The organism is Agrobacterium sp. ST15.13.013 (assembly GCF_027956525.1).
GTDB lineage: Bacteria > Pseudomonadota > Alphaproteobacteria > Rhizobiales > Rhizobiaceae > Agrobacterium > Agrobacterium salinitolerans.
Window position 1 is genome coordinate 130,909 of record NZ_JAQKGP010000015.1, and the last position, 19,176, is coordinate 150,084.

General features: G+C 60.7%; 19 protein-coding genes. 11 read left to right on the forward strand and 8 right to left on the reverse strand.

Translation table 11 applies throughout. From position 1 onward, the window contains the following. Positions 1-38: 38 nt before the first annotated feature. Positions 39-1,859, reverse strand: a complete 1,821-nt coding sequence (locus PL597_RS16480) for an ABC transporter ATP-binding protein (RefSeq protein WP_271365735.1) — start codon at positions 1,857-1,859, stop codon at positions 39-41. A 490-nt stretch (positions 1,860-2,349) separates the two neighbouring features. Here PL597_RS16480 and PL597_RS16485 point away from each other — a divergent pair, with 490 nt between their 5' ends. After that, the gene (locus tag PL597_RS16485; protein WP_187772260.1) at positions 2,350-2,643 is read left to right on the forward strand and encodes a putative quinol monooxygenase; all 294 of its coding nucleotides are present in this window, start codon (positions 2,350-2,352) and stop codon (positions 2,641-2,643) included. Positions 2,644-3,068: 425 nt separating this feature from the next. Here PL597_RS16485 and PL597_RS16490 read toward each other — a convergent pair whose 3' ends face one another. The 5 genes from PL597_RS16490 to pcaD all read right to left on the reverse strand — a co-directional run bounded on the left by PL597_RS16490 (position 3,069) and on the right by pcaD (position 6,794). Continuing rightward, positions 3,069-4,130, reverse strand: a complete 1,062-nt coding sequence (locus PL597_RS16490; protein WP_149148256.1) for a 3-carboxy-cis,cis-muconate cycloisomerase — start codon at positions 4,128-4,130, stop codon at positions 3,069-3,071. Positions 4,131-4,198: 68 nt separating this feature from the next. Continuing rightward, entirely contained in the window at positions 4,199-4,819 is a 621-nt protein-coding gene (pcaG, locus tag PL597_RS16495; RefSeq protein ID WP_077984026.1) for a protocatechuate 3,4-dioxygenase subunit alpha, read from the reverse strand. A gap of 2 nt (positions 4,820-4,821) precedes the next feature. Then, entirely contained in the window at positions 4,822-5,562 is a 741-nt protein-coding gene (gene pcaH / locus PL597_RS16500) for a protocatechuate 3,4-dioxygenase subunit beta (RefSeq protein ID WP_077984025.1), read from the reverse strand. Beyond that, positions 5,559-5,993, reverse strand: a complete 435-nt coding sequence (gene pcaC, locus PL597_RS16505) for a 4-carboxymuconolactone decarboxylase (protein WP_149148255.1) — start codon at positions 5,991-5,993, stop codon at positions 5,559-5,561. The genes pcaH and pcaC overlap by 4 nt, the downstream gene beginning before the upstream one ends. 3 nt (positions 5,994-5,996) lie before the next feature. Further along, a complete protein-coding gene (pcaD, locus tag PL597_RS16510; protein WP_149148254.1) occupies positions 5,997-6,794 on the reverse strand; it encodes a 3-oxoadipate enol-lactonase in 798 nt (265 codons plus the stop codon). Between the two features lie 94 nt (positions 6,795-6,888). Here pcaD and pcaQ point away from each other — a divergent pair, with 94 nt between their 5' ends. After that, positions 6,889-7,833: a pca operon transcription factor PcaQ gene (gene pcaQ / locus PL597_RS16515; protein WP_271365738.1), complete on the forward strand. Its 945-nt coding sequence runs from the start codon at positions 6,889-6,891 to the stop codon at positions 7,831-7,833. Here the strand turns inward: pcaQ and pobA are convergent. Continuing rightward, positions 7,827-8,999, reverse strand: a complete 1,173-nt coding sequence (gene pobA / locus PL597_RS16520; RefSeq protein WP_271365739.1) for a 4-hydroxybenzoate 3-monooxygenase — start codon at positions 8,997-8,999, stop codon at positions 7,827-7,829. The genes pcaQ and pobA overlap by 7 nt on opposite strands. Before the next feature lie 117 nt (positions 9,000-9,116). Between pobA and PL597_RS16525 the strand changes: the two genes are divergently transcribed. After that, complete coding sequence (locus PL597_RS16525) at positions 9,117-10,040, forward strand: helix-turn-helix domain-containing protein (protein ID WP_271365740.1); 924 nt, start codon at positions 9,117-9,119, stop codon at positions 10,038-10,040. Here the strand turns inward: PL597_RS16525 and PL597_RS16530 are convergent. After that, complete coding sequence (locus PL597_RS16530) at positions 10,010-10,771, reverse strand: IclR family transcriptional regulator (protein ID WP_271365741.1); 762 nt, start codon at positions 10,769-10,771, stop codon at positions 10,010-10,012. The two genes, PL597_RS16525 and PL597_RS16530, sit on opposite strands and share 31 nt — an antisense overlap. A gap of 137 nt (positions 10,772-10,908) precedes the next feature. Between PL597_RS16530 and PL597_RS16535 the strand changes: the two genes are divergently transcribed. From PL597_RS16535 to PL597_RS16570, 8 genes are all read left to right on the forward strand, one after another. After that, positions 10,909-11,616: a 3-oxoacid CoA-transferase subunit A gene (locus PL597_RS16535; RefSeq protein ID WP_271365743.1), complete on the forward strand. Its 708-nt coding sequence runs from the start codon at positions 10,909-10,911 to the stop codon at positions 11,614-11,616. Beyond that, entirely contained in the window at positions 11,613-12,308 is a 696-nt protein-coding gene (locus tag PL597_RS16540) for a CoA transferase subunit B (RefSeq protein WP_003519795.1), read from the forward strand. The genes PL597_RS16535 and PL597_RS16540 overlap by 4 nt, the downstream gene beginning before the upstream one ends. 10 nt (positions 12,309-12,318) lie before the next feature. Next, positions 12,319-13,524: a 3-oxoadipyl-CoA thiolase gene (gene pcaF / locus PL597_RS16545; RefSeq protein ID WP_271365744.1), complete on the forward strand. Its 1,206-nt coding sequence runs from the start codon at positions 12,319-12,321 to the stop codon at positions 13,522-13,524. A gap of 413 nt (positions 13,525-13,937) precedes the next feature. Next, the gene (locus PL597_RS16550) at positions 13,938-14,966 is read left to right on the forward strand and encodes a LacI family DNA-binding transcriptional regulator (protein ID WP_271365745.1); all 1,029 of its coding nucleotides are present in this window, start codon (positions 13,938-13,940) and stop codon (positions 14,964-14,966) included. Positions 14,967-15,244: 278 nt separating this feature from the next. Continuing rightward, positions 15,245-16,186, forward strand: coding sequence for a sugar ABC transporter substrate-binding protein (locus PL597_RS16555; RefSeq protein WP_271365746.1), 942 nt, complete (start codon positions 15,245-15,247; stop codon positions 16,184-16,186). Positions 16,187-16,323: 137 nt separating this feature from the next. Then, positions 16,324-17,232 carry a sugar ABC transporter substrate-binding protein gene (locus PL597_RS16560; protein ID WP_271365751.1) on the forward strand — a complete coding sequence of 303 codons (909 nt, stop codon included), beginning with the start codon at positions 16,324-16,326 and terminating at the stop codon, positions 17,230-17,232. 45 nt (positions 17,233-17,277) lie between these two features. Then, positions 17,278-18,174, forward strand: coding sequence for a sugar phosphate isomerase/epimerase family protein (locus PL597_RS16565; RefSeq protein WP_271365747.1), 897 nt, complete (start codon positions 17,278-17,280; stop codon positions 18,172-18,174). Between the two features lie 10 nt (positions 18,175-18,184). Next, positions 18,185-19,176, forward strand: a 992-nt coding sequence (locus PL597_RS16570) for a Gfo/Idh/MocA family protein (protein ID WP_271365748.1), incomplete at its 3' end; no start/stop codon positions are given.

Consider the following 19,176-nt stretch of genomic DNA (forward strand, 5'->3'; position numbering starts at 1 on the left):
CCTGTTCCTCTTCAGATGGTTGCGGTTCTGGTTGTTATTCAGGCGCTCTTCGCGATGAAGTGGCCCGGATTGATTTCCTCATGGGCGAGAATGGCCGGCTCATCACCGACACGGCGCACGGGATTGGGGATTTCGCCCTCGATCATGGCGATGCGGCGCTCGATGGTCGGATCGGCGACCGGCACGGCCGAAAGCAGGCGGCGCGTATAATCATGCGTCGGCGTTTCGAACACCTGACGGCGGCTGCCCATTTCCATGATCTGGCCGAGATAAAGCACCGCGACGCGGTGGCTCATCTTTTCCACGACAGCCATGTCATGGCTGATGAAGAGATAGGCGAGACCACGCTCGGCCTGCAAATCCATGAACAGATTGATGATCTGCGCCTGAATGGAGACGTCGAGCGCCGACAGCGCTTCGTCTGCAATGATGAGCTTGGGATCGGAAGCCAGTGCGCGGGCAATGCAGACGCGCTGGCGCTGGCCGCCGGAAAACTCGTGCGGATAACGCGCGGCATGTTCGGAGGAAAGGCCCACACGCTCCAGCAATTCATCCACCCGCCGCTTTACGGCCTTCTGATCGTTGATCAAGCCATGGGTGTTGATCGGCTCGGCAATCGAAAAACCGACCGTCTTGCGCGGATCGAGCGAGGCGAAGGGGTCCTGGAAGATATATTGCACTTCCTGGCGCATGCGAAAGCGCTCCGCCGCCGACATGTCAGAATAGCTGCGGCCATTGAAGGCAATTTCGCCCGATACCGCCGTCTGCAGCTGCTGGATGGTGCGGCCGATGGTGGATTTGCCGGAACCGGATTCGCCCACCAGTGCCAGCGTTTCGCCGGCGTGAATATCGAAGCTGACCTTCTGCACGGCGCTGAGGCGGTGGGTCGCCTTGCCGAACAGGTTCTTGCGGATATCGAAACGCACGAACAGGTCCTTCACCGACAGCAGCGGCTTCGCGTCATATTTCGCAGTGTTTTGCACGCGCTCTTCACCAACCACGACCGGCTGGCCATCTTGCAACACCGTGAGCGGCAGGCGCTTGGGAAACTCTTCGCCTTCCATGCTGCCGAGACGTGGAACGGCGGAGAGCAGGGCGCGCGTGTAAGGGTGCTGCGGATTGGCGAATATATCCTTGACCGGACCTTCCTCCACCTTCTTGCCCTTCCACATGACGACCACGTCATCGGCCATTTCCGCCACCACGCCCATATCGTGGGTGATGAAGACCATGCCCATGCCGAGCTTCTTTTGCAGGTCGCGCATGATGTTGAGGATCTGCGCCTGAATGGTGACGTCAAGCGCTGTCGTCGGCTCGTCGGCGATCAAAAGCTTCGGCCGGCAGGCGAGCGCCATGGCGATCATCACGCGCTGGCGCATGCCGCCGGAAAGCTGGTGTGGATACCGTTTCAGAAGTTCTGCCGCATCGGGCAGGCGCACCATTTCGAGAAGCTCCTGCGCCCGCGCCATCGCCGCCTGCTTGCCCATTTTCTCATGCAGCACAAGCACTTCGCATATCTGGTCGCCGATGGTGAAGACAGGGTTGAGCGAGGTCATCGGCTCCTGGAAGATCATGGCGATCTCCTTGCCGCGGATCGAGCGCATTTCTTTCTGCGACGCCTTCAGCAAGTCCTTGCCTTCAAACAGGATTTTGCCGGTGGGGTAGGTCGCGCCCATCATGTCCGCAAGTCGCATGGTGGAAAGCGAGGTGACCGATTTTCCTGATCCGGATTCGCCGACGACCGCGACCGTGCGGCCGGGCTCGACGCGGAAGGAGATATCGTCCACGACGCGGCTGTTGCCAAATTCGACGCTCAGGCCTTCGACCGAGAGGAGGGCGTTTGCGTGTGCGGCAGTCATGTCAGCGTCTCCGGCGTGGCGCACGCGGCAAGGCTGGCGTGGCCATATGAAAATGAGCAAGGGGAAATGTCTCGGGCACGCCTGCTGGGCGACACCGCACTGAAGGCAGAGAAGGCAACGAAAAGTCGCATGTTTCAGGCCGCTTTGCCGGCAAAATGCCGGTTGGCCGCCGCCCGCTGAAACGGCACATTCGATGCCCCCAAAGCGCCGCAGGCAACCTCAGCGGCGCTGGCCGGACGATTTGCGTCGGACGCAGATTCGACGATGCGCATGTAACTCTAATTCCCCACCCTTGTTTTGCCGAAAAAGCTAACAAAACCGAACAATCATGTCCAGAGTGTTGAACAATTTTTATGTACTGCTCTACAAATACGCAGCTGCACCGATTTTGAGCGCGGGTTCTAGAAGAATGCTTCGCAATGATGCGTGTATTTTGAAATTATCGCCGATAGAACCTTTGAGACGAACGATGAGGAATGGAGTACCGGCCATGAACGACAAGGCGGGCGCAGTCAGGCTGAGCGGATTTTTACAGTGTTTGTCCAAGGACGATGTCGAGCTGGTGCGGCGCCACCTTCCCGAACATCTGCGCCTGACCAGAGCGGAACCCGGCTGTCTTTCCTTCGAGGTGTCCGAATCGGACGATTCCCTGATCTGGCAGGTGGAGGAGCTTTTCGCCGACCGTGCCGCCTTCGATTTCCATCAGCAGCGGACACGGGCGTCCGAGTGGTTCAGGGCGACCTCCGCCATTCCACGCGATTATGAGATAACGACACTGGCGTGAATGAGAACAGGCCGCAGCGGCATTCCTGCCGTCTGAGGCCTGATCGTATTTCGGCGCCGGGATTTATTCCTTCGGCATGCCGACCGGCGGCGCAAGCCGTCGTTGTGCGGCGATACGGAATGGGGCGTTCATCGCGCCCGCGCCTTTCGATGATTTCGAAGAAGAAACCTTCCCCGTAGTTGCGGCTGTATATCTGGAAATATTCGCATTGTCGTCGCGGTCATAAAGAATGCTTGCCGCCACGCGTCGTCATGTCGCCTCCGGTCCGCCGTTCGGCGGCCCCCGGAAACGCTGTCTGCGCAAGAAATAGACCGGTCTTGCGGCTGGAGTATTTTCGCTTTTCTTCAAATCGCGAAAATTCTCCACCTCTTTATTTTGAAGCATTTTCGGACGGGAAACCGGGTTCCACTTTTCCTGGAAATGCCCTAGTTTTCGCCTATGCCCAGCCTGTCTATCTGCTCGGCCAATCGCTCGGCGATCAGCAGCGAGGCGCCCGTTGCCGTCACCATTTGCGGCAGAGACAGCCATTCCAGCATCCAGCCCGCGCCGGACCTTTCTTGTTCGTGTACCAGCGACTGGTGTAACGCCGATATCTGCACGGCATTGAAGCGTGCGAGCGTCACCAACGTTTCGGCATTGACCGGGTTCTGTTTGTGCGGCATGGCCGAGGAGCCGCCGCCGCCGGAGAGGCGGACTTCCGCGCCGAGTTCGGCCATCAGCGCGATATCCTGCCCGAACTTGCCGAGCGCGCCGGTGATCAGCGAGAGCAGATTGGCGAATTCGACGATGCCGTCGCGCTGGCTCTGCCATTGCGGCCTGTCGGCAAGGCCGAGCCGTTTTGCGAGATCGGCACGCACCGCTGCGGCATTGCCGCCAAGCTTTTCCAGCGTGCCGGCAGCACCGCCGAATTGCAGGGCGAAGCCGCTCTGTGCGAATGTTTCGAGCCGCAGCAGGTGGCGTTCAAGCGGCGCAGTCCAGCTCGCCGCCCGGTCGGCGACGGTGATACCGATGGCGGCCTGCATGCGGGTATAGCCCGTCAGCGGGTTGTGGCCGTCGCGGGAGGAAAGGTCTCCCAGCGCATCGATCAGACGACCGAGCCGAGCAGAAATGATTTCCGTTGCAGCCTTCAGCCGCAGCATCAGGCTGGTATCGATGACATCCTGGCTGGTGGCTCCGAAATGCACCCTGTCCGTCGCCTTGCCGCCGACGGACGCGCGCATCTGCCGGATGAGTTCCGGAACCACGACGCCGTCCTTCGCGACGCCATGGCGAAGCGCGGTCATATCGGCGGCAAAGTCCGAAAGCCGCGAAACGATTTCTTCTGCCGCCTCCGAGGGGATGATGCCGGCCTGCCCTTCCGCCTGCGCCAGCCCCGTCTCGAAACGGACCATGGCGTCGATATCCGCTTTTGCCGAAAACAGCTCGACGACCTCGCTGTCGCCGAAGAGGCCTGACAGAAACGGATGCTCGAAGGGGGAAAGGCTCATCTTCCGTCTCGCTTTCTTTTGCGCATATCGTCGTCGCAAAACCGCTGCACACCTTAGCGCGATATGCGTCAGATATCGAAAAACACGGTTTCGCCTTCGCCCTGAAGACGGATATCGAAGCGATAAACGTTGCCTTCTTCCTTTTTGGCGACAAGCGTGGCGATGCGGCTTTTTTGCTCGATGCGGGCAAGAACCGGGTCGGCGGCATTGGCCTCCTGTTCTTCCGGGAAATACATGCGGGTCTGCAGGCCTATATTGATGCCGCGGGCGACGATCCAGAAGGTGATGTGCGGCGCCATCGGCCGGCCATCGCGGAAGGGCACGGTACCAGGCTTGATCGTCTCGAAGACGAATTCGCCCGTATCCATGTCGCCGGGCGAACGGCCCCAGCCGATGAAATTCGGATCGGCCTTGCCCCGCGTTTCGCTGGGGCTGTTGTAATAACCGTCGCAATCGGCCTGCCAGATTTCGATCAGCGCGTCCTTCAGCGCCATTCCCGCACCGTCATAGACGGTGCCGCGCACGCTGATGCGTTCGCCGCGGGCCTTGTCGTTATAAAGCGGACCTGAACCGAGATCCCGCTCGAACACGCCCTCGATGCCGACGAAATTCGGCGTGCAGCCGATATGCACGTAAGGGCCTGCCGTCTGCGAGGCGGTTTCCTTGAGATAGCTGAGCGGCTGAACCATGGTCAGTTTCCCTCCATGCGGTTTTCGAAAAGGGTCGAGCGGCGGCCGCGCAGGACGATATCGAACTTGTAGGCGAGCATGTCCATCGGCAGCGTCGCATTCATGTCCAGCGGTGCGATCAGGCGTTTGATCGCGTCCTCATCGGGGATGGTCTTCACGATCGGACATTTCCAGATCAGCGGATCGCCTTCGAAATACATCTGGGTAATCAGCCGCTGGGCAAAGCCGTGGCCGAAGACTGAGAAGTGAATATGGGCCGGCCGCCAGTCATTGACGCCGTTCGGCCAGGGATAAGCCCCGGGCTGGATGGTCTTGAACCAGTAATAGCCGTTTTCATCCGTGATCGTGCGGCCGACGCCGCCAAAATTCGGATCGATGGCGGCGAGGTAACTTTCCTTTTTGTGGCGGTAACGGCCGCCGGCATTGGCCTGCCAGAATTCCACCAGTGCGCCGTCCACGCCGCGGCCGCGTTCGTCCAGCACCCGGCCGTGGACCAGAATGCGCGGGCCAACAGGCATTTCGCCGGGGCGGGCATAGTTGAGGATGAGGTCGTTATCCAGCGGGTTGAGCATGCCATGGCCGAAAACGGGGCCGGTGATCTCGCTTTTGGTGCCCTCAAGCGAAATCAGGGCGCGCTGCGGCGAGCGCAGGATCGAGGTCTTGTAGCCGGGCGCATAGGCGAGCGGATGAATATCGCGGTTGCGCGCGAAGAAGGGCCCGGTTTCGGGCGGTTGGTTGCTCATTTCGTCTCCTCCCCATCGCCAGAATTATCAGCGGAACTATCGGCCTTCATACCGGCCAGGGCAAGCTTGGCGATCTTGAAGGCGTGGTTGGCGGCGGGCACGCCGGCATAGATCGCCACATGCAGCAGTGCCTCGCGAATATCCGCTTCGGTGGCGCCGGTATTGGCGGTGGCGCGCACATGCATGGCCAGCTCCTCGTCCTGCCCGAGGGCGGCGAGCAGGGCGATGGTCACCATCGAGCGCTCCCGCTTCGTCCAGTGGTTGCCGGACCAGACCGTTCCCCAGGCGGCTTCGGTGATGAGCTGCTGGAAAGGCTGGTCGAAACCGGACGTCATGGTCTGCGCCCGGTCCACATGGGCGTCGCCGAGTACGAAGCGGCGGGTCTTCATGCCCTGTTCAAATCTTGCGTTCTTGTCGATATGGTCCGCCATCGGTCAATGCTCCGGCAAGGTATTGAGAAAAATGCCTGCCGCCTGTGCGTAAATGAGCGGCTGTTCGAGGCAGGGAATATGGCCGCAGCCGGCAATGGTGACGAAGCGGCTTGCGGGAATGAGACCGGCCAGCGATTGCACCAGTTCCGGCGGGGTAGAGCCATCCTGATCGCCCGCGACACAAAGCGTCGGCACGGCGATGCGCCCGGCCTGTTCGGTAAAATCCGCATCGCGGATGGCCGCACACGTGCCGCTGTAACCGGCCTCCGGCTGTTGCGAAAGCATATTGCGCGCGCCGGCATAGACGGCGTTGTAAGGCTGGCGGTAGGCGGGTGTAAACCAACGCTCCATGACGGGATCGACCAGCGAGACGAGGCCGTCTGCGGCGATCTTGTCGATGCGGGCGTTCCACATCTCGGCCGTGCCGATCCTGTGTGCGGTGTTGCTGAGTATGAGCGCGCGCACCAGATCGGGACGGCGGGCATAAAGCCCCTGCGCAATCAGGCCGCCGACCGACAGGCCCCAGATGATCGCGCTCTTCACGCCAAGATGATCGAGGAGTGCGATCAGATCGCCGGCGTGATCGTCGATGGAATAGGGCGGCTGCCCGACATCGGAAAGCCCATGGCCGCGCTTGTCGTGCAGCACATAGGCATAATCATCGCCAAGCGCTTCAATCACCGCATCCCAGATGCGGAAATCCGTGCCGAGCGAATTGATGAAGGCGACGACCGGCTTGCCTGTGTCCAATCCCTTGACGTGATAATGGATCACCGTCTCGCCGCAGCGCAGAAAATGCATGATGTGCTCCTCCTGCCGGGGATATTGCAAGCGGGTTCCGGTTAAGTAAAATGACATTATCGATGAAAATCATAACCACTGGATTATATGAGCAATGGTCGATCAGCGTATCAAGTTCCGCCACCTGCAGACTTTCGTGGAGGTGGCGCGGCAAAAAAGCGTCATCCGGGCCGCGGAGATCTTGCATGTCAGCCAGCCGGCGGTAACGAAGACGATCCGTGAACTGGAAGAGATTCTCGGCGTCTCGCTGTTCGACCGGGAGGGGCGCGGCATCCGCATCAGCGGTTATGGCGAGGTGTTCCTGCGCCACGCGGGCGCAACGATGACGGCGTTGCGCCAGGCGGTCGATTCGGTATCGCAGGAGGCGGCGCGCGCTGGTCCGCCGGTGCGGGTCGGCGCTCTGCCCACGGTGTCTGTTCGCATCATGCCGAAGGCGATGGCCGGATTTCTGGCGGAAAAGACCGGCAGCCCGGTGAAGATCGTGACGGGAGAAAATGCGGTTCTGCTGGAGCAGCTGCGTGTCGGCGATCTCGATCTCGTCGTCGGGCGTCTCGCCGCGCCGCAGAAAATGGCCGGTTTTTCCTTCGAGCATCTCTATTCGGAAAAAGTGCGCTTCGTGGTGCGCGCCGGCCATCCGCTGCTCTTACCCGGCCTTTCCGTGTTCGATCACCTGCATGAATACCCCGTGCTGATGCCGACACGCCAATCAGTCATCGGCCCAGTCGTCGAGCAGTTCCTGATCGCCAACGGCGTGCCGGCCCTGCCGATCCGCATCGAAACCGTGTCCGACGCCTTCGGCCGCGCCTTCCTGCGCACCAGCGATGCGATCTGGATCATCTCGGAAGGCGTGGTGGCGGCCGATGTGGCGGATGGTATTCTCGCAATCCTGCCCGTCGAGACCGGCGATACCAGTGGCCCGGTGGGGCTGACAGTGAGGGCCGATACGCAGCCCACGCTGCCGCTGTCGTTGCTGATACAGGCCATCCGCGAGGCGGCGGGCGAGTTGCTTGATGGTCGGCCGGAGGCTGTCTCTCAGTAAGGAAGCCCCACATAGTTCTCCGCAAGCGCGGTGGAAGCGGCGCGCGATTGCACCAGGTAATCCAGCTCCGCCTCCTGTATGCGCTGGCCAAAATCTCCGGTATCGGGGAAGCGGTGCATCATCGTTGTCATCCACCAGGAAAAGCGCACCGCCTTCCAGACGCGGGAAAGCGCTTTCTGCGAATAGCCGTCGATACCGGCCTCGGACTTCTCGCGATAAAATTCGATCAGCGCCTCGCTCAGATAATGAACATCGCTGGCGGCAAGGTTAAGGCCCTTGGCGCCCGTCGGCGGCACAATATGGGCGGCGTCTCCGGCCAGAAACATCCTTCCGAACCGCATCGGTTCACAGACGAATGACCGGAGCGGCGCGATGGATTTTTCAAAGGACGGGCCGGTGACCATGGCATCCGCATGGTTTTCCGGCAGGCGGCGGCGGATTTCGTCGAAGAAGCGCTGGTCGCTCCAGTCTTCCGGCCGGTCCTCCAGCGAACATTGAATGTAATAACGGCTGCGCGTGTTTGAGCGCATGGAACAGAGCGCAAAACCACGCGGATGGTTGGCATAGATGAGTTCGTGATTGACCGGCGGCACGTCAGCGAGAATGCCGAGCCAGCCAAAAGGATAGACCTTCTCGAATTCCTTGATCGCCCCCTGCGGCACCGATTTGCGGCTCACCCCGTGAAAGCCGTCGCAACCGGCGATGAAATCGCAATCGATACGGTGGGTTACGCCGTCCTTCTGATAGGTGACATAGGGGCTTGCGCCATCGAAATCATGCGGTTCGACATTGCCGGCGTCGTAGATGGTCACAAGATTTGCCGCGTCGCGTCTATCCATCAGGTCATGGGTCACCTCGGTCTGGCCATAAACCATGACGCGTTTGCCGCCGGTCAGGTCGAAGAGATCGATGCGGTGGTCGCGGCCATCGAAGGTCAGCGAAAAACCGTCATGCGGCAGGCCTTCGCGGTGCAGGCGCTTATCCGCACCGACCTTTTCCATGAGTTGCACCGTGCCTTCCTCCAGCACGCCGGCGCGGACGCGGCCGAGAATGTACTCCTTGCTGACCCGATCAAGAATGACGGTCTCGACGCCCTCTCTGGCCAGAAGCTGGCCAAGCAGAAGCCCCGAGGGGCCGGAGCCGATGATGACGACCTGGGTGCGCATTGTTTCCTCCCGAACTTGTCTCCTATCAAGAAATTGACCAAGGGATGCTGCAAGCTCAATGGACTTTCTAATCGGCAAATTGCACAATCCGACCATTATGAGGAGGAGCGAAGGAACATGCGGCTTGCTGCAAGCGAAGGTTTGTATGGCGAAGAGGCGGTGCAAGGAACTGATTTCCGCTTCCATTGCGAGACGCTTTTTTCCAGAAGCAGCCTGCACCGCTTTGAAATCGGCCTGCACCGCCACGCCGCCTTTCAACAAATCTTGTACATTGGGGGCGGTGAGGGCGATGCCCTGCTGGATGGTCGCACCGAAGCGATCCGCCCGCCGGTCGCCATTGTCGTGCCACCGGGTTTCGAACACGGCTTCCGGTTTTCGCGCGATATCGGCGGGGTGATCGTTACCGTGCTGCCGGGCGCCCTGCCGGCATCGGTGCAGGCGCTGTTGCTGCGGAATTTCCACCGGCCTGTCCTGTTGCCGTTGCGGGATTTCGCCGATGGCGAACGCCTGCGCAGCGGGTTCGAACAGATTTCCGTCGAATATGAAACCCGTGAAACGGGCCGGGATGCCATTATCGAAGGTCAGTTGGCCATCGTGACGGGGCTCCTGGCGCGGGCGGCGCGGCCTCTGCTTGAGGGAACCGGCGAAGGTCTGGCGGAACAGCGTTTCGAACTTTTGCTGTCACTGATTGCACGCCATATTCGCGATCCGCAGAAAGCGGAGTTTTATGCGCAAAAGCTCGGTCTTTCCGAGACGCATCTCAATCGCCTCGTCCGTTCCGTTTCCGGCCTCAGCCTGCAGCGGCTGATCGCCAAACGCCAGATCGAGATCGCCCAGCAGGAACTGATTTTTACCGTTTCGAGCGTGCAGATGATCGCCGAGGGGCTGGGTTTTGCCGATCCGGCCTATTTCAACCGGTTCTTCAAGCGCGAGACCGGCATGACCCCGCGTGCCTGGCGGCTGGCGGAGCAGCGGAAAATGGGGGATTCCGGCGCGCGGCAGGTGCCGCTTCAGACCAGCATTCTTGCCAGTTCGCGCTGAACGGCAAGTAGGGCGGGTAGATATCGCTCCACCAGATCCTCCATCGAGGCGACCGAGGCGGCAAGCCCGACATTAAGGGCGGCAACCGTCTGGCCGCGCACGCTTTTCAGCGGAACGGCGATGGAGCGAAGACCGATCTCGACCTCCTGATCGATCAGCGCATAGCCGCGATGGCCGGTGACCTCGATTTCCGCGAGCAGTGCGTCCATGCCGGTCATGGTCTTGTCCGTGCGTGCTACCAGCCTGGAGGCTTCGAGAATGTCGCGCTGCCGCTCGGCCGTCTGCGCCGAAAGCAGAACGCGGCCCATGGAAGTGCAATAGGCGGGCAGGCGCGAACCCGGCATCAGCGCAATCGACATCACCCGCTGCTGTGCGGCGCGGGCCACGTAAACGATCTCGGTCTCATCCAGAATGGAAACGGAGGTGCTCTGGCCGATTTCCTCCGACAATCGGTCGAGCAGCGGCTGCACGATGCGCGGCAGCGGCATGGTGGCAAGACAGCCGGTGCCGAGCCGCAGCACCTTCGGCGTCACGGTAAAGAACTTGCCGTCATAAGCCGCATAACCGAGTTCCGAAAGCGTGAGTAGGCAACGCCGTGTCGTGGCGCGGTCCAGCCCGGCAATCTCGGCGGCATCGGAAATCGACAGGCGCGGGCGCTCGGCGCTGAAGGCCTCGATGACCCGCAATCCCTTGGCGAGACCGCCCATCATGTCTCTTTCGTTGACGGCCATATCATGGCTCCATTTGTGCGATATGCGAACAAAAATCATATAACGCACAAAATCCTTGCCGTCGAGGTGGTTTCGGATTTACCTCACGGTCAGGCAGCCTTGCGGGTTCCATCCGTCCGGCTGGATGGAGGTTTTTAATGGACAAGACAATCAAGAGCACCGAAGAGGCACTTTCAGGCATCGGTGACGGTGCGACGATCATGATCGGCGGTTTCGGCGGCTCCGGCGCGCCCATCGAGCTGGTCCATGCGCTGATCGACAAAGGCCCGAAGAACCTGACGGTCATCAACAACAACGCCGGCAACGGCCGCATTGGCATCGCCGCCATGATCGATGCCGGCATGGTCAAAAAGATGATCTGCTCCTTCCCGCGCTCGTCCGATCCGCGCGCTTTCACCGACCGGTATCTGGCTGGCGAAATCGAGCTGGAACTGGTGCCGCAGGGCACGCTTGCCGAGCGCATTCGCGCTGGCGGTGCCGGCATTCCGGCGTTCTACACCCCGACCGGCTTTGGCACGGAACTGGCTGAAGGCAAGGTCATCGCGGAATTCGACGGTCGCTCTTACGTGCAGGAACGCTGGCTGAAGGCGGATTTCGCCATCGTTAAGGCGGAGCTTGGCGATACCTATGGCAACCTCACCTACAATAAGGCGGGCCGCAATTTTAACCCGCTAATGTGCATGGCGGCAAAGACCACCATCGCGCAGGTCTCGAAGATCGTCAAAGCCGGCGAGATCGATCCGGAGCATGTCGTCACACCAGGCATTTTCGTGAACGGCATCGTCGAAATCCCCGATCCGCAACAGGAAGAAGTCCTCATTCGCGCCGGAGTAGCCTACGCATGACCACGACCATCGACACCCGCGAAGACATCAAGCTTTCCAACGCCCAGATCGCCTGGCGCGCGGCGCAGGACATCGAGGACGGCGCTTATGTCAATCTCGGTATTGGCTTTCCCGAAATGGTGGCGCGTTACCAGCCGCCCGGCCGTCAGGCGATTTTCCATACCGAAAACGGCATCCTGAATTTCGGCGAGGCGCCGCCGGAAGGCGAGGAGGACTGGAACCTCATCAACGCCGGCAAGAAGGCCGTGACGCTGAAGCCGGGCGCTGCCTTCTTTCACCATGCCGACAGCTTCGCCATGGTGCGCGGCGGGCATCTGGATGTGGCTATCCTCGGGGCCTATCAGGTGGCGCAGAATGGTGATCTCGCCAATTGGCGCGTCGGCTCCAAGGGCGTGCCGGCTGTCGGCGGCGCGATGGATCTGGTGCATGGCGCCAAGCAGGTCTTCGTCATCACCGAACATGTGACCAAGAACGGCGAGCCGAAGCTCGTTGAAAAATGCGCTTTTCCGCTGACCGGTGTTGGCTGCATCACCCGCATTTATACCAGCCATGCTGTCATTGACGTGGTGGATGGCCGTTTCGTGCTGCGTGAAAAACTGCCGGCGATGACCTTCGATGAATTGCAGGCCATGACCGGCGCGCCTTTGGCGGTCGATGGCGAGGTTGCCGATCTCGTCGCCCCGGAACTTTGAGGAAGAACTGATGACCGATGCATTCATCTGCGACTATATCCGCACGCCCATCGGCCGCTTCGGCGGCGCGCTTTCTTCGGTGCGGGCCGACGATCTCGGCGCGGTGCCGCTGAAGGCGCTTGTCGAGCGCAACCCTTCCGTCGACTGGGAAGCGGTCGAAGATGTGATCTTCGGTTGCGCCAACCAAGCGGGCGAAGATAACCGCAACGTCGCGCGCATGTCGCTGCTGCTCGCGGGCCTTCCGGTTTCGGTGACGGGAACGACGATTAACCGGCTGTGCGGCTCGGGCATGGATGCCCTCATCACAGCCGCCCGCGCCGTGAAATCAGGCGAGGCGGAATTGATGATCGCCGGCGGCGTGGAAAGCATGAGCCGTGCGCCCTTCGTGCTGCCCAAGGCGGAGAGCGCCTTTTCGCGCAATGCCGAAATCTACGACACCACCATTGGCTGGCGTTTCGTCAACCCGTTGATGAAGGCGCAATATGGCGTCGATTCCATGCCGGAGACTGGCGATAACGTCGCCATTGACTATCAGGTCTCCCGAGAGGATCAGGACGCCTTCGCCGTTCGCAGCCAGCAGAAGGCGGCTGACGCGCAGGCCAATGGTCGTCTTGACAGAGAAATCGTGTCCGTCTCCATCCCGCAGCGCAAGGGCGATCCGCTGGTGGTATCGAAGGATGAGCATCCTCGGGCCACAAGCCTTGAAGCGCTGGCGAAGTTGAAGCCGGTCAACAAACGCGATGGTGCGACCGTGACGGCAGGCAATGCGTCTGGCGTCAATGACGGTGCTGCCGCACTCATCGTCGCGTCGGCGAAAGCTGCGAGAAAATACGGGCTGACGCCGATTGCCCGCATTCTCGGCGCCGCCGCCGCCGGCGTTCCGCCCCGCGTCATGGGCATCGGCCCGGCGCCGGCCTCCGCAAAGCTGCTGGCCCGGCTCGGGCTGAAGCAGGAACAGCTGGACGTGATCGAGCTGAACGAGGCTTTCGCCAGCCAGGGTCTCGCGACGCTGCGCCAGCTCGGCATCGCAGACGACGATGCGCGGGTGAATGCCAATGGCGGTGCGATCGCGCTTGGCCATCCGCTTGGCATGTCCGGCGCCCGCATCGCCGGCACGGCGGCGCTCGAACTTTCGCTGACCGGCAAACGTCTTGCGCTCGCCACCATGTGCATCGGCGTCGGGCAGGGTATCGCCGTGGCGCTGGAACGGGTCTGATTGTTTGGCGGCATTCAGCATCGTCAAAAGGGTGCGAATGCCGCTGCCGCAGTTTCCTTACGTGTGACAGTGGTCATTCAGGCTACTCGGCGGGTTGGTGATTTACCCGCTCTGACATAACCCGGCCTTCTCAGTCCTGTGCTTGTCACAGGAATCCGGCCGACGCGCGTCTGCGCGGCGAAAGGACTCTTCTCAGCCCAAGGACTTGGGCTGGCTGGATCTCTGTGACAAGCGCAGAGATGAGGGGAGGAGCGCACTGGACCAGGCAAGTCGGCCCTGCGGTGTAGCTCTGGCCTGATTACTCTCTGATGAAGCACTCCATGCTATATCCCTTCACCCATGTTGGATTCCATCACGATCCATGACATGTTTTGCGAGATATGACAGGAATCTTTCCGTATGCGGGTGCCAGCATGAAACGTCCGACCATCACAAATGTTGCGACAGCCGCCGGCGTCAGCGTCGCCACAGTCGACCGGGTGCTGAACGGCCGGCTGCCGGTGCGGGAGGAAACCGCGCGGCGGGTGTTCGAGGCGGCGGAGAAGATCGGTTTTCACGCAGCCAACATCATTCGCCGGCGCATGCTGGCCGACCTGCCATCCTATAGTCTCGGCATCATCCTGCGCAAGGAACGGCACGCCTTCTACCAGACCTTTGCCGACGAGCTGGAGCTTGCGGTGCGCAACGTCCGGGATCGCCATCTCAATCTGCGCATTGAATTTGCCCAGTCGGGCGAGCCGAGCGAGCTTGCGGCCCTTCTGACGGGCATGAAGGGCCGCGTGCAGGCCGTAGCGGCCACGGGGCCGGACCATCACGATGTCACCGCCGCCGTCGAGGGCCTGAAGGCGAAGAGCATTCCGACATTTTCGCTGCTTTCGGATTTCGCGCAGGGGGTGCGGGAAGCTTATCTCGGCGCCAACAATATGAAAGTGGGACGCACGGCGGCCTGGATGATCTCGCAGCTGGCGCGCAGCAGGGGCAAGGTGCTTTTGCTGCTCGGCGGCCACCGTTTTCACGGTCATTCGCTGCGCGAGACCGGCTTTCGCAGCTATATGCGGGAATATGCGCCGGAATTCGAGGTGATGGATGCACTGATCACGCTGGAAACGCGGCGGCTGACCTATGAGCTGGTGATGGACACCATCGCCAAGCATAAGGATCTGGTCGGCATCTATTGCATCGGCGGCGGCATGGAAGGCGTCATCGAGGCCCTGCAGCAGGAAAACCGGCAGGAGGCCATCGTCTGTCTTGTGAATGAACTGACGCCCGAATCCCGTCAGGCGTTGCTGGAAAAGCGTATCAGCGGCATATTCCAGACGCCGCTTCGCGAATTATGCACAGATCTCATCGCCACCATGGTCCACAGCATCGAACATGGCATGGCGGAAACGCCGGGACAGCGGTTTGTACCCGCTCATCTGTGGGTTCCTGAAAGCCTTTGAGGGTTTGATAGATTCTATCATAAATTCCTCGTCTGTTTCTATCAGCGTTGATGGTTTCGGTTACCGCTAACCCGTTGACGCCGGGCCGGGACTGGGAAATCTTGCCTGCGTGTGGAGCGGGCAGGAGGCTGATCCACGAAAATAACGATGTTTCGGATTGCTTCAGGCTGCGGACTTGTCTTCGCGGCGACGGGTATTTTTTGCCGGAAAACGGTAGCGGCGCGATGGGCGCTGAACCATGCAGCCGGTTATTTTCAAGGGTTGTGGAGGAGAACGACATGAAAAGACATTTCGCGATTGCAGCGCTCGCCACCATGCTGGCGACGACCGCCTCGGCGGAAACCATCGGCGTTTCGATGGCCCTGTTCGACGATAATTTCCTGACCGTGCTGCGCAACGGCATGATCGATTATTCCAAGGGCATGAGCGGCGTTTCGCTGCAGATCGAGGATGCGCAGAACGATGTCGGCAAGCAGTTGAGCCAGGTGCAGAACTTCGTCGCCGCCGGCGTCGACGCCATCATCGTCAACCCGGTGGATACCGATGCGACCGTGGCGCTTTCCCAGGCGGCCGCTGCCGCCGGCATTCCGCTCGTTTATGTCAACCGCCAGCCGGTCAACCTCGACAGCCTGCCGGAAAAACAGGCCTTCGTTGCCTCCGATGAAAAGCAGTCCGGCACCCTGCAGACACAGGAAGTCTGCCGCCTGCTGAAGGCGGCCGGCAAGACGGAAGCGAAGGCGGTGGTGATGATGGGCGAGCTTTCCAACCAGGCGGCGCGCATGCGCACGCAGGATGCCAAGGATGTGGTGGCGACGCCCGATTGTAGCTTCATGAAGCTTGTCGAGGAACAATCCGCCAACTGGTCGCGCACTCAAGGCTCGGACCTGATGACCAACTGGCTTTCGGCCGGCGTGGACTTCGATGCGGTCATTTCCAACAATGACGAAATGGCCATCGGCGCCATCCAGTCGCTGAAGGCGGCAGGTCGGTTGATGGATAGCGTCATCATCGCCGGCATCGACGCCACGCAGGACGCGCTTGCCGCCATGGCGGCGGGTGAGCTGGATGTCAGCGTTTTCCAGAACGCCGCCGGCCAGGGCAAGGGCGCGGTTGATACGGCGCTGAAACTGGCAAAGGGGGATGCGGTCGACAAGAAGGTCTTCGTACCCTTCGAACTGGTCACACCCGCAAACCTCAAGGACTATCAGGCCAAGAACTGAGATCGTTCGGGCCTGACAACGACGTGACAGACCGAAGACGCTGGAGGCGGGGGGAGGATATTCCGGCTTCAGCGATATCAGTGCGATTGAACCAGCGGAGGTTTTCCGCGGGAGGAAAGACTTTGAAAAACCTGTTGATGGCGACTGCGCTCTACATTTTCGCAACGCCTGCCCTTGCCGAGACCCGTGTTGCGGTCTCCATGACATCGTTCGACAATCCGTTCCTGACGATTTTGCTGAACGGCATCAGGGCTGAGGCAGGGCGTGACAAGTACATCGAGCTTCTGGTGGAGGACGCCCAGCTCGATCCTTCGAAACAGCTCAATCAGGTGCAGAATTTCATCGCCAACGGTGTCGATGCGATCATCGTCAATGCCGTGGATGGCGATGCCACCTCGGCGATCACCAAGGCCGCATCCGCCGCAAAAATCCCGCTCGTCTATGTCAATCACCCGCCGGCAGAACTGGAAACCGGCCTGCCTGATGGCACGGCCTTCGTCGGTTCCAACGAACTCTATTCCGGCACGATGGAGGCCGAAGCCGCCTGTAAGCTGATGGGCGGCAAGGGCAAGGCCGTGATCCTGATGGGACCTTTGGAAAACCATGCGGCGCTGGTGCGCACCAAGGATGTGGAAACGGTGTTTGCCCGGCCGGACTGCAAGATCGAAATCCTCGAAAAGCAGACGGCGAACTGGAGCCGCACGCAGGCGCAGGACCTCGTTTCCTCCTGGCTGACGGCGGGGATCCAGTTCGATGCCGTCATCGCCAATAATGATGAAATGGCGATCGGTGCCGCGCAGGCTCTGAAGGCGGCGGGCGATTCCATGAAGGATGTGGTCATCGCCGGCATTGACGCCACGCCAGACGGCCTTGCCGCCATGCAGGCCGGCGATCTCGACATTACCGTCTACCAGAATGCGACGAAGCAGGGCGAGGTTTCGGTTCAGACGGCGGTGAAGGCCGCTGCCGGGCAAAGCACTGAGAAGACGCTTTGGGTGCCCTTTGAACTCGTGACCCCGGAAAACATGTCCGCCTACGCCAAATAAGCGGGGCTTTGGCCCGGTCCATCTATCACTCCACTGGAAACAGCCATGAAACATACACTCGACCCCCACATGTTCCGGCACCTTTCGCTGGCCGAGACCTGCCGCAAGGTTGCCGAACTCGGCTATGATTACGTCGAACTTTCACCCCGTCCGGATTTCCTTTCCTGGTGGACCCGGCCGAAGGTCTATCCCGAACGCGTCGCCGAATTCAAAAAGGCGTTGAAGGACCATGGTGTCGGCCTTGCGACGCTGCAACCCATGTACCGCTGGGCAAGCCCCTATCCGGACGAATGGGAGGTGGCGATCGACAACTGGAAACGCGCCATCGAGATTGCGGTCGAAATGGAATGCCCGATGTTCGTTTCGGAATTCGGCCGTGGCGGCTCGCCGGATCGCAGCCTCAACGACCGTTCCGGCCTGCATCGTCCGGAAACCTGCGAAGCGCAGTTCTTCCGCGCCATGGATATTCTCGTGCCGATCCTTGAGCGGGAGGGTCTGGTGCTGTCGCTGGAGGCACATCCAGAAGACTGGATCGAGGAGATCGCGCCGGCAATCGACATTATCAAGACCATCAATTCCAAGGCGGTAAAGGCCTCCTTCATCACGCCGCACACGTTCTTCTATGGGCCGGACATGGTGGCGAACCTGCGCGCGACCGAGGGCCATCTGGTGCATGTGCGCCTTGCCGATACCTATGACCACAACAAGTCGTCGCAGCTACGCTACATCGTCAATCCCCCCGGCTCGAAGGTGAGGGTGCATCAGCACACCGATTTCGGCCAGGGCGAGATCGACTGGGAAATCTTCTTTGCAACGCTTGCCGACATGAAATTCGACGGCGTGCTCTCGAACTGCGTGTTTGCCTGGGAAGACCGCGTCGATGAAAGCGCGCGGTTCATGCTCAGCGAAACCCGGCGATACGTCGCCAAATACTGGAAATGAGGTTTTTCAGATGACTGTCAGAATTGGTGTCGTAGGCACTGGCGCAATCGGGCGTGATCATGCCCGCCGTATCAACAAGGTTCTGGGCGGTGCGAAGATCGTTGCGCTGAGCGACGTCAACCGTGTCTCCGCCGAGGCGGTCAAAAACGACATTGCCCCGGATGCTGTCGTTTTCGCCACTGGTGAAGAGCTGATAGCATCGACGGATGTGGATGCCGTGCTCGTCACCTCCTGGGGTGCCACGCATGAGCAATATGTGCTGGCGGCAATTGAAGCCGGCAAGCCATGCTTTTGCGAAAAACCGCTGTCGACAACGGCGGAAGGGGCACGACGCATCGTCGACGCCGAGGTGGCGCATGGCAGGCGGCTGGTTCAGGTGGGTTTCATGCGCCGGTATGACGCCGGATACGTGGCGCTGAAACAGGCCGTCAATAGCAGGATCGGCGCGCCGATCATGGTTCACGCCGCCCACCGCAACCCGGCGGTTCCAGAGCAATATGTCACCCCGATGGCGATCCATGACACGATGATCCATGAGATCGACGTGCTGCGCTGGCTGCTCGACGATGACTATGTTTCGGCGCGTGTTCTCTTCCCCCGTTCGGCGGCCAGAAGCCATGCGCGGCTGAAGGACCCGCAGATCGTCATTCTGGAGACGGCGAAGGGCACGATCATCGACGTCGAAATCTTCGTCAATTGCCATTATGGTTATGATATCCAGTGCCAGGTGGTGGGGGAAGACGGCATTGCCAGCCTGCCGGAGCCGATGTCGGTGCAGACCCGCCTTAGCGCCAAGCTGCAGAACGACATCCTCACCGACTGGAAAGACCGCTTCATCGCCAGCTACGACGTCGAATTGCAGGATTTCATTCACGCGGCAGCGAAAGGCACGGCCTCGGGTCCCAATTCCTGGGACGGCTACGTGGCCGCCATTACCTCCGACGCCTGTGTGGCCGCGCAGGAAACGCAAGGGGCGGCCGTCGCAATTGAGCTTCCCACCCG

What these genes read in the sequence shown, in the direction of transcription:
- PL597_RS16480 (WP_271365735.1), bottom strand. Translation starts at nt 1,859, where the DNA reads ATGACTGCCGCACACGCAAACGCCCTCCTCTCGGTCGAAGGCCTGAGC.
- PL597_RS16485 (WP_187772260.1), top strand. Translation starts at nt 2,350, where the DNA reads ATGAACGACAAGGCGGGCGCAGTCAGGCTGAGCGGATTTTTACAGTGT.
- PL597_RS16490 (WP_149148256.1), bottom strand. Translation starts at nt 4,130, where the DNA reads ATGAGCCTTTCCCCCTTCGAGCATCCGTTTCTGTCAGGCCTCTTCGGC.
- pcaG (WP_077984026.1), bottom strand. Translation starts at nt 4,819, where the DNA reads ATGGTTCAGCCGCTCAGCTATCTCAAGGAAACCGCCTCGCAGACGGCA.
- pcaH (WP_077984025.1), bottom strand. Translation starts at nt 5,562, where the DNA reads ATGAGCAACCAACCGCCCGAAACCGGGCCCTTCTTCGCGCGCAACCGC.
- pcaC (WP_149148255.1), bottom strand. Translation starts at nt 5,993, where the DNA reads ATGGCGGACCATATCGACAAGAACGCAAGATTTGAACAGGGCATGAAG.
- pcaD (WP_149148254.1), bottom strand. Translation starts at nt 6,794, where the DNA reads ATGCATTTTCTGCGCTGCGGCGAGACGGTGATCCATTATCACGTCAAG.
- pcaQ (WP_271365738.1), top strand. Translation starts at nt 6,889, where the DNA reads ATGGTCGATCAGCGTATCAAGTTCCGCCACCTGCAGACTTTCGTGGAG.
- pobA (WP_271365739.1), bottom strand. Translation starts at nt 8,999, where the DNA reads ATGCGCACCCAGGTCGTCATCATCGGCTCCGGCCCCTCGGGGCTTCTG.
- PL597_RS16525 (WP_271365740.1), top strand. Translation starts at nt 9,117, where the DNA reads ATGCGGCTTGCTGCAAGCGAAGGTTTGTATGGCGAAGAGGCGGTGCAA.
- PL597_RS16530 (WP_271365741.1), bottom strand. Translation starts at nt 10,771, where the DNA reads ATGGCCGTCAACGAAAGAGACATGATGGGCGGTCTCGCCAAGGGATTG.
- PL597_RS16535 (WP_271365743.1), top strand. Translation starts at nt 10,909, where the DNA reads ATGGACAAGACAATCAAGAGCACCGAAGAGGCACTTTCAGGCATCGGT.
- PL597_RS16540 (WP_003519795.1), top strand. Translation starts at nt 11,613, where the DNA reads ATGACCACGACCATCGACACCCGCGAAGACATCAAGCTTTCCAACGCC.
- pcaF (WP_271365744.1), top strand. Translation starts at nt 12,319, where the DNA reads ATGACCGATGCATTCATCTGCGACTATATCCGCACGCCCATCGGCCGC.
- PL597_RS16550 (WP_271365745.1), top strand. Translation starts at nt 13,938, where the DNA reads ATGAAACGTCCGACCATCACAAATGTTGCGACAGCCGCCGGCGTCAGC.
- PL597_RS16555 (WP_271365746.1), top strand. Translation starts at nt 15,245, where the DNA reads ATGAAAAGACATTTCGCGATTGCAGCGCTCGCCACCATGCTGGCGACG.
- PL597_RS16560 (WP_271365751.1), top strand. Translation starts at nt 16,324, where the DNA reads ATGGCGACTGCGCTCTACATTTTCGCAACGCCTGCCCTTGCCGAGACC.
- PL597_RS16565 (WP_271365747.1), top strand. Translation starts at nt 17,278, where the DNA reads ATGAAACATACACTCGACCCCCACATGTTCCGGCACCTTTCGCTGGCC.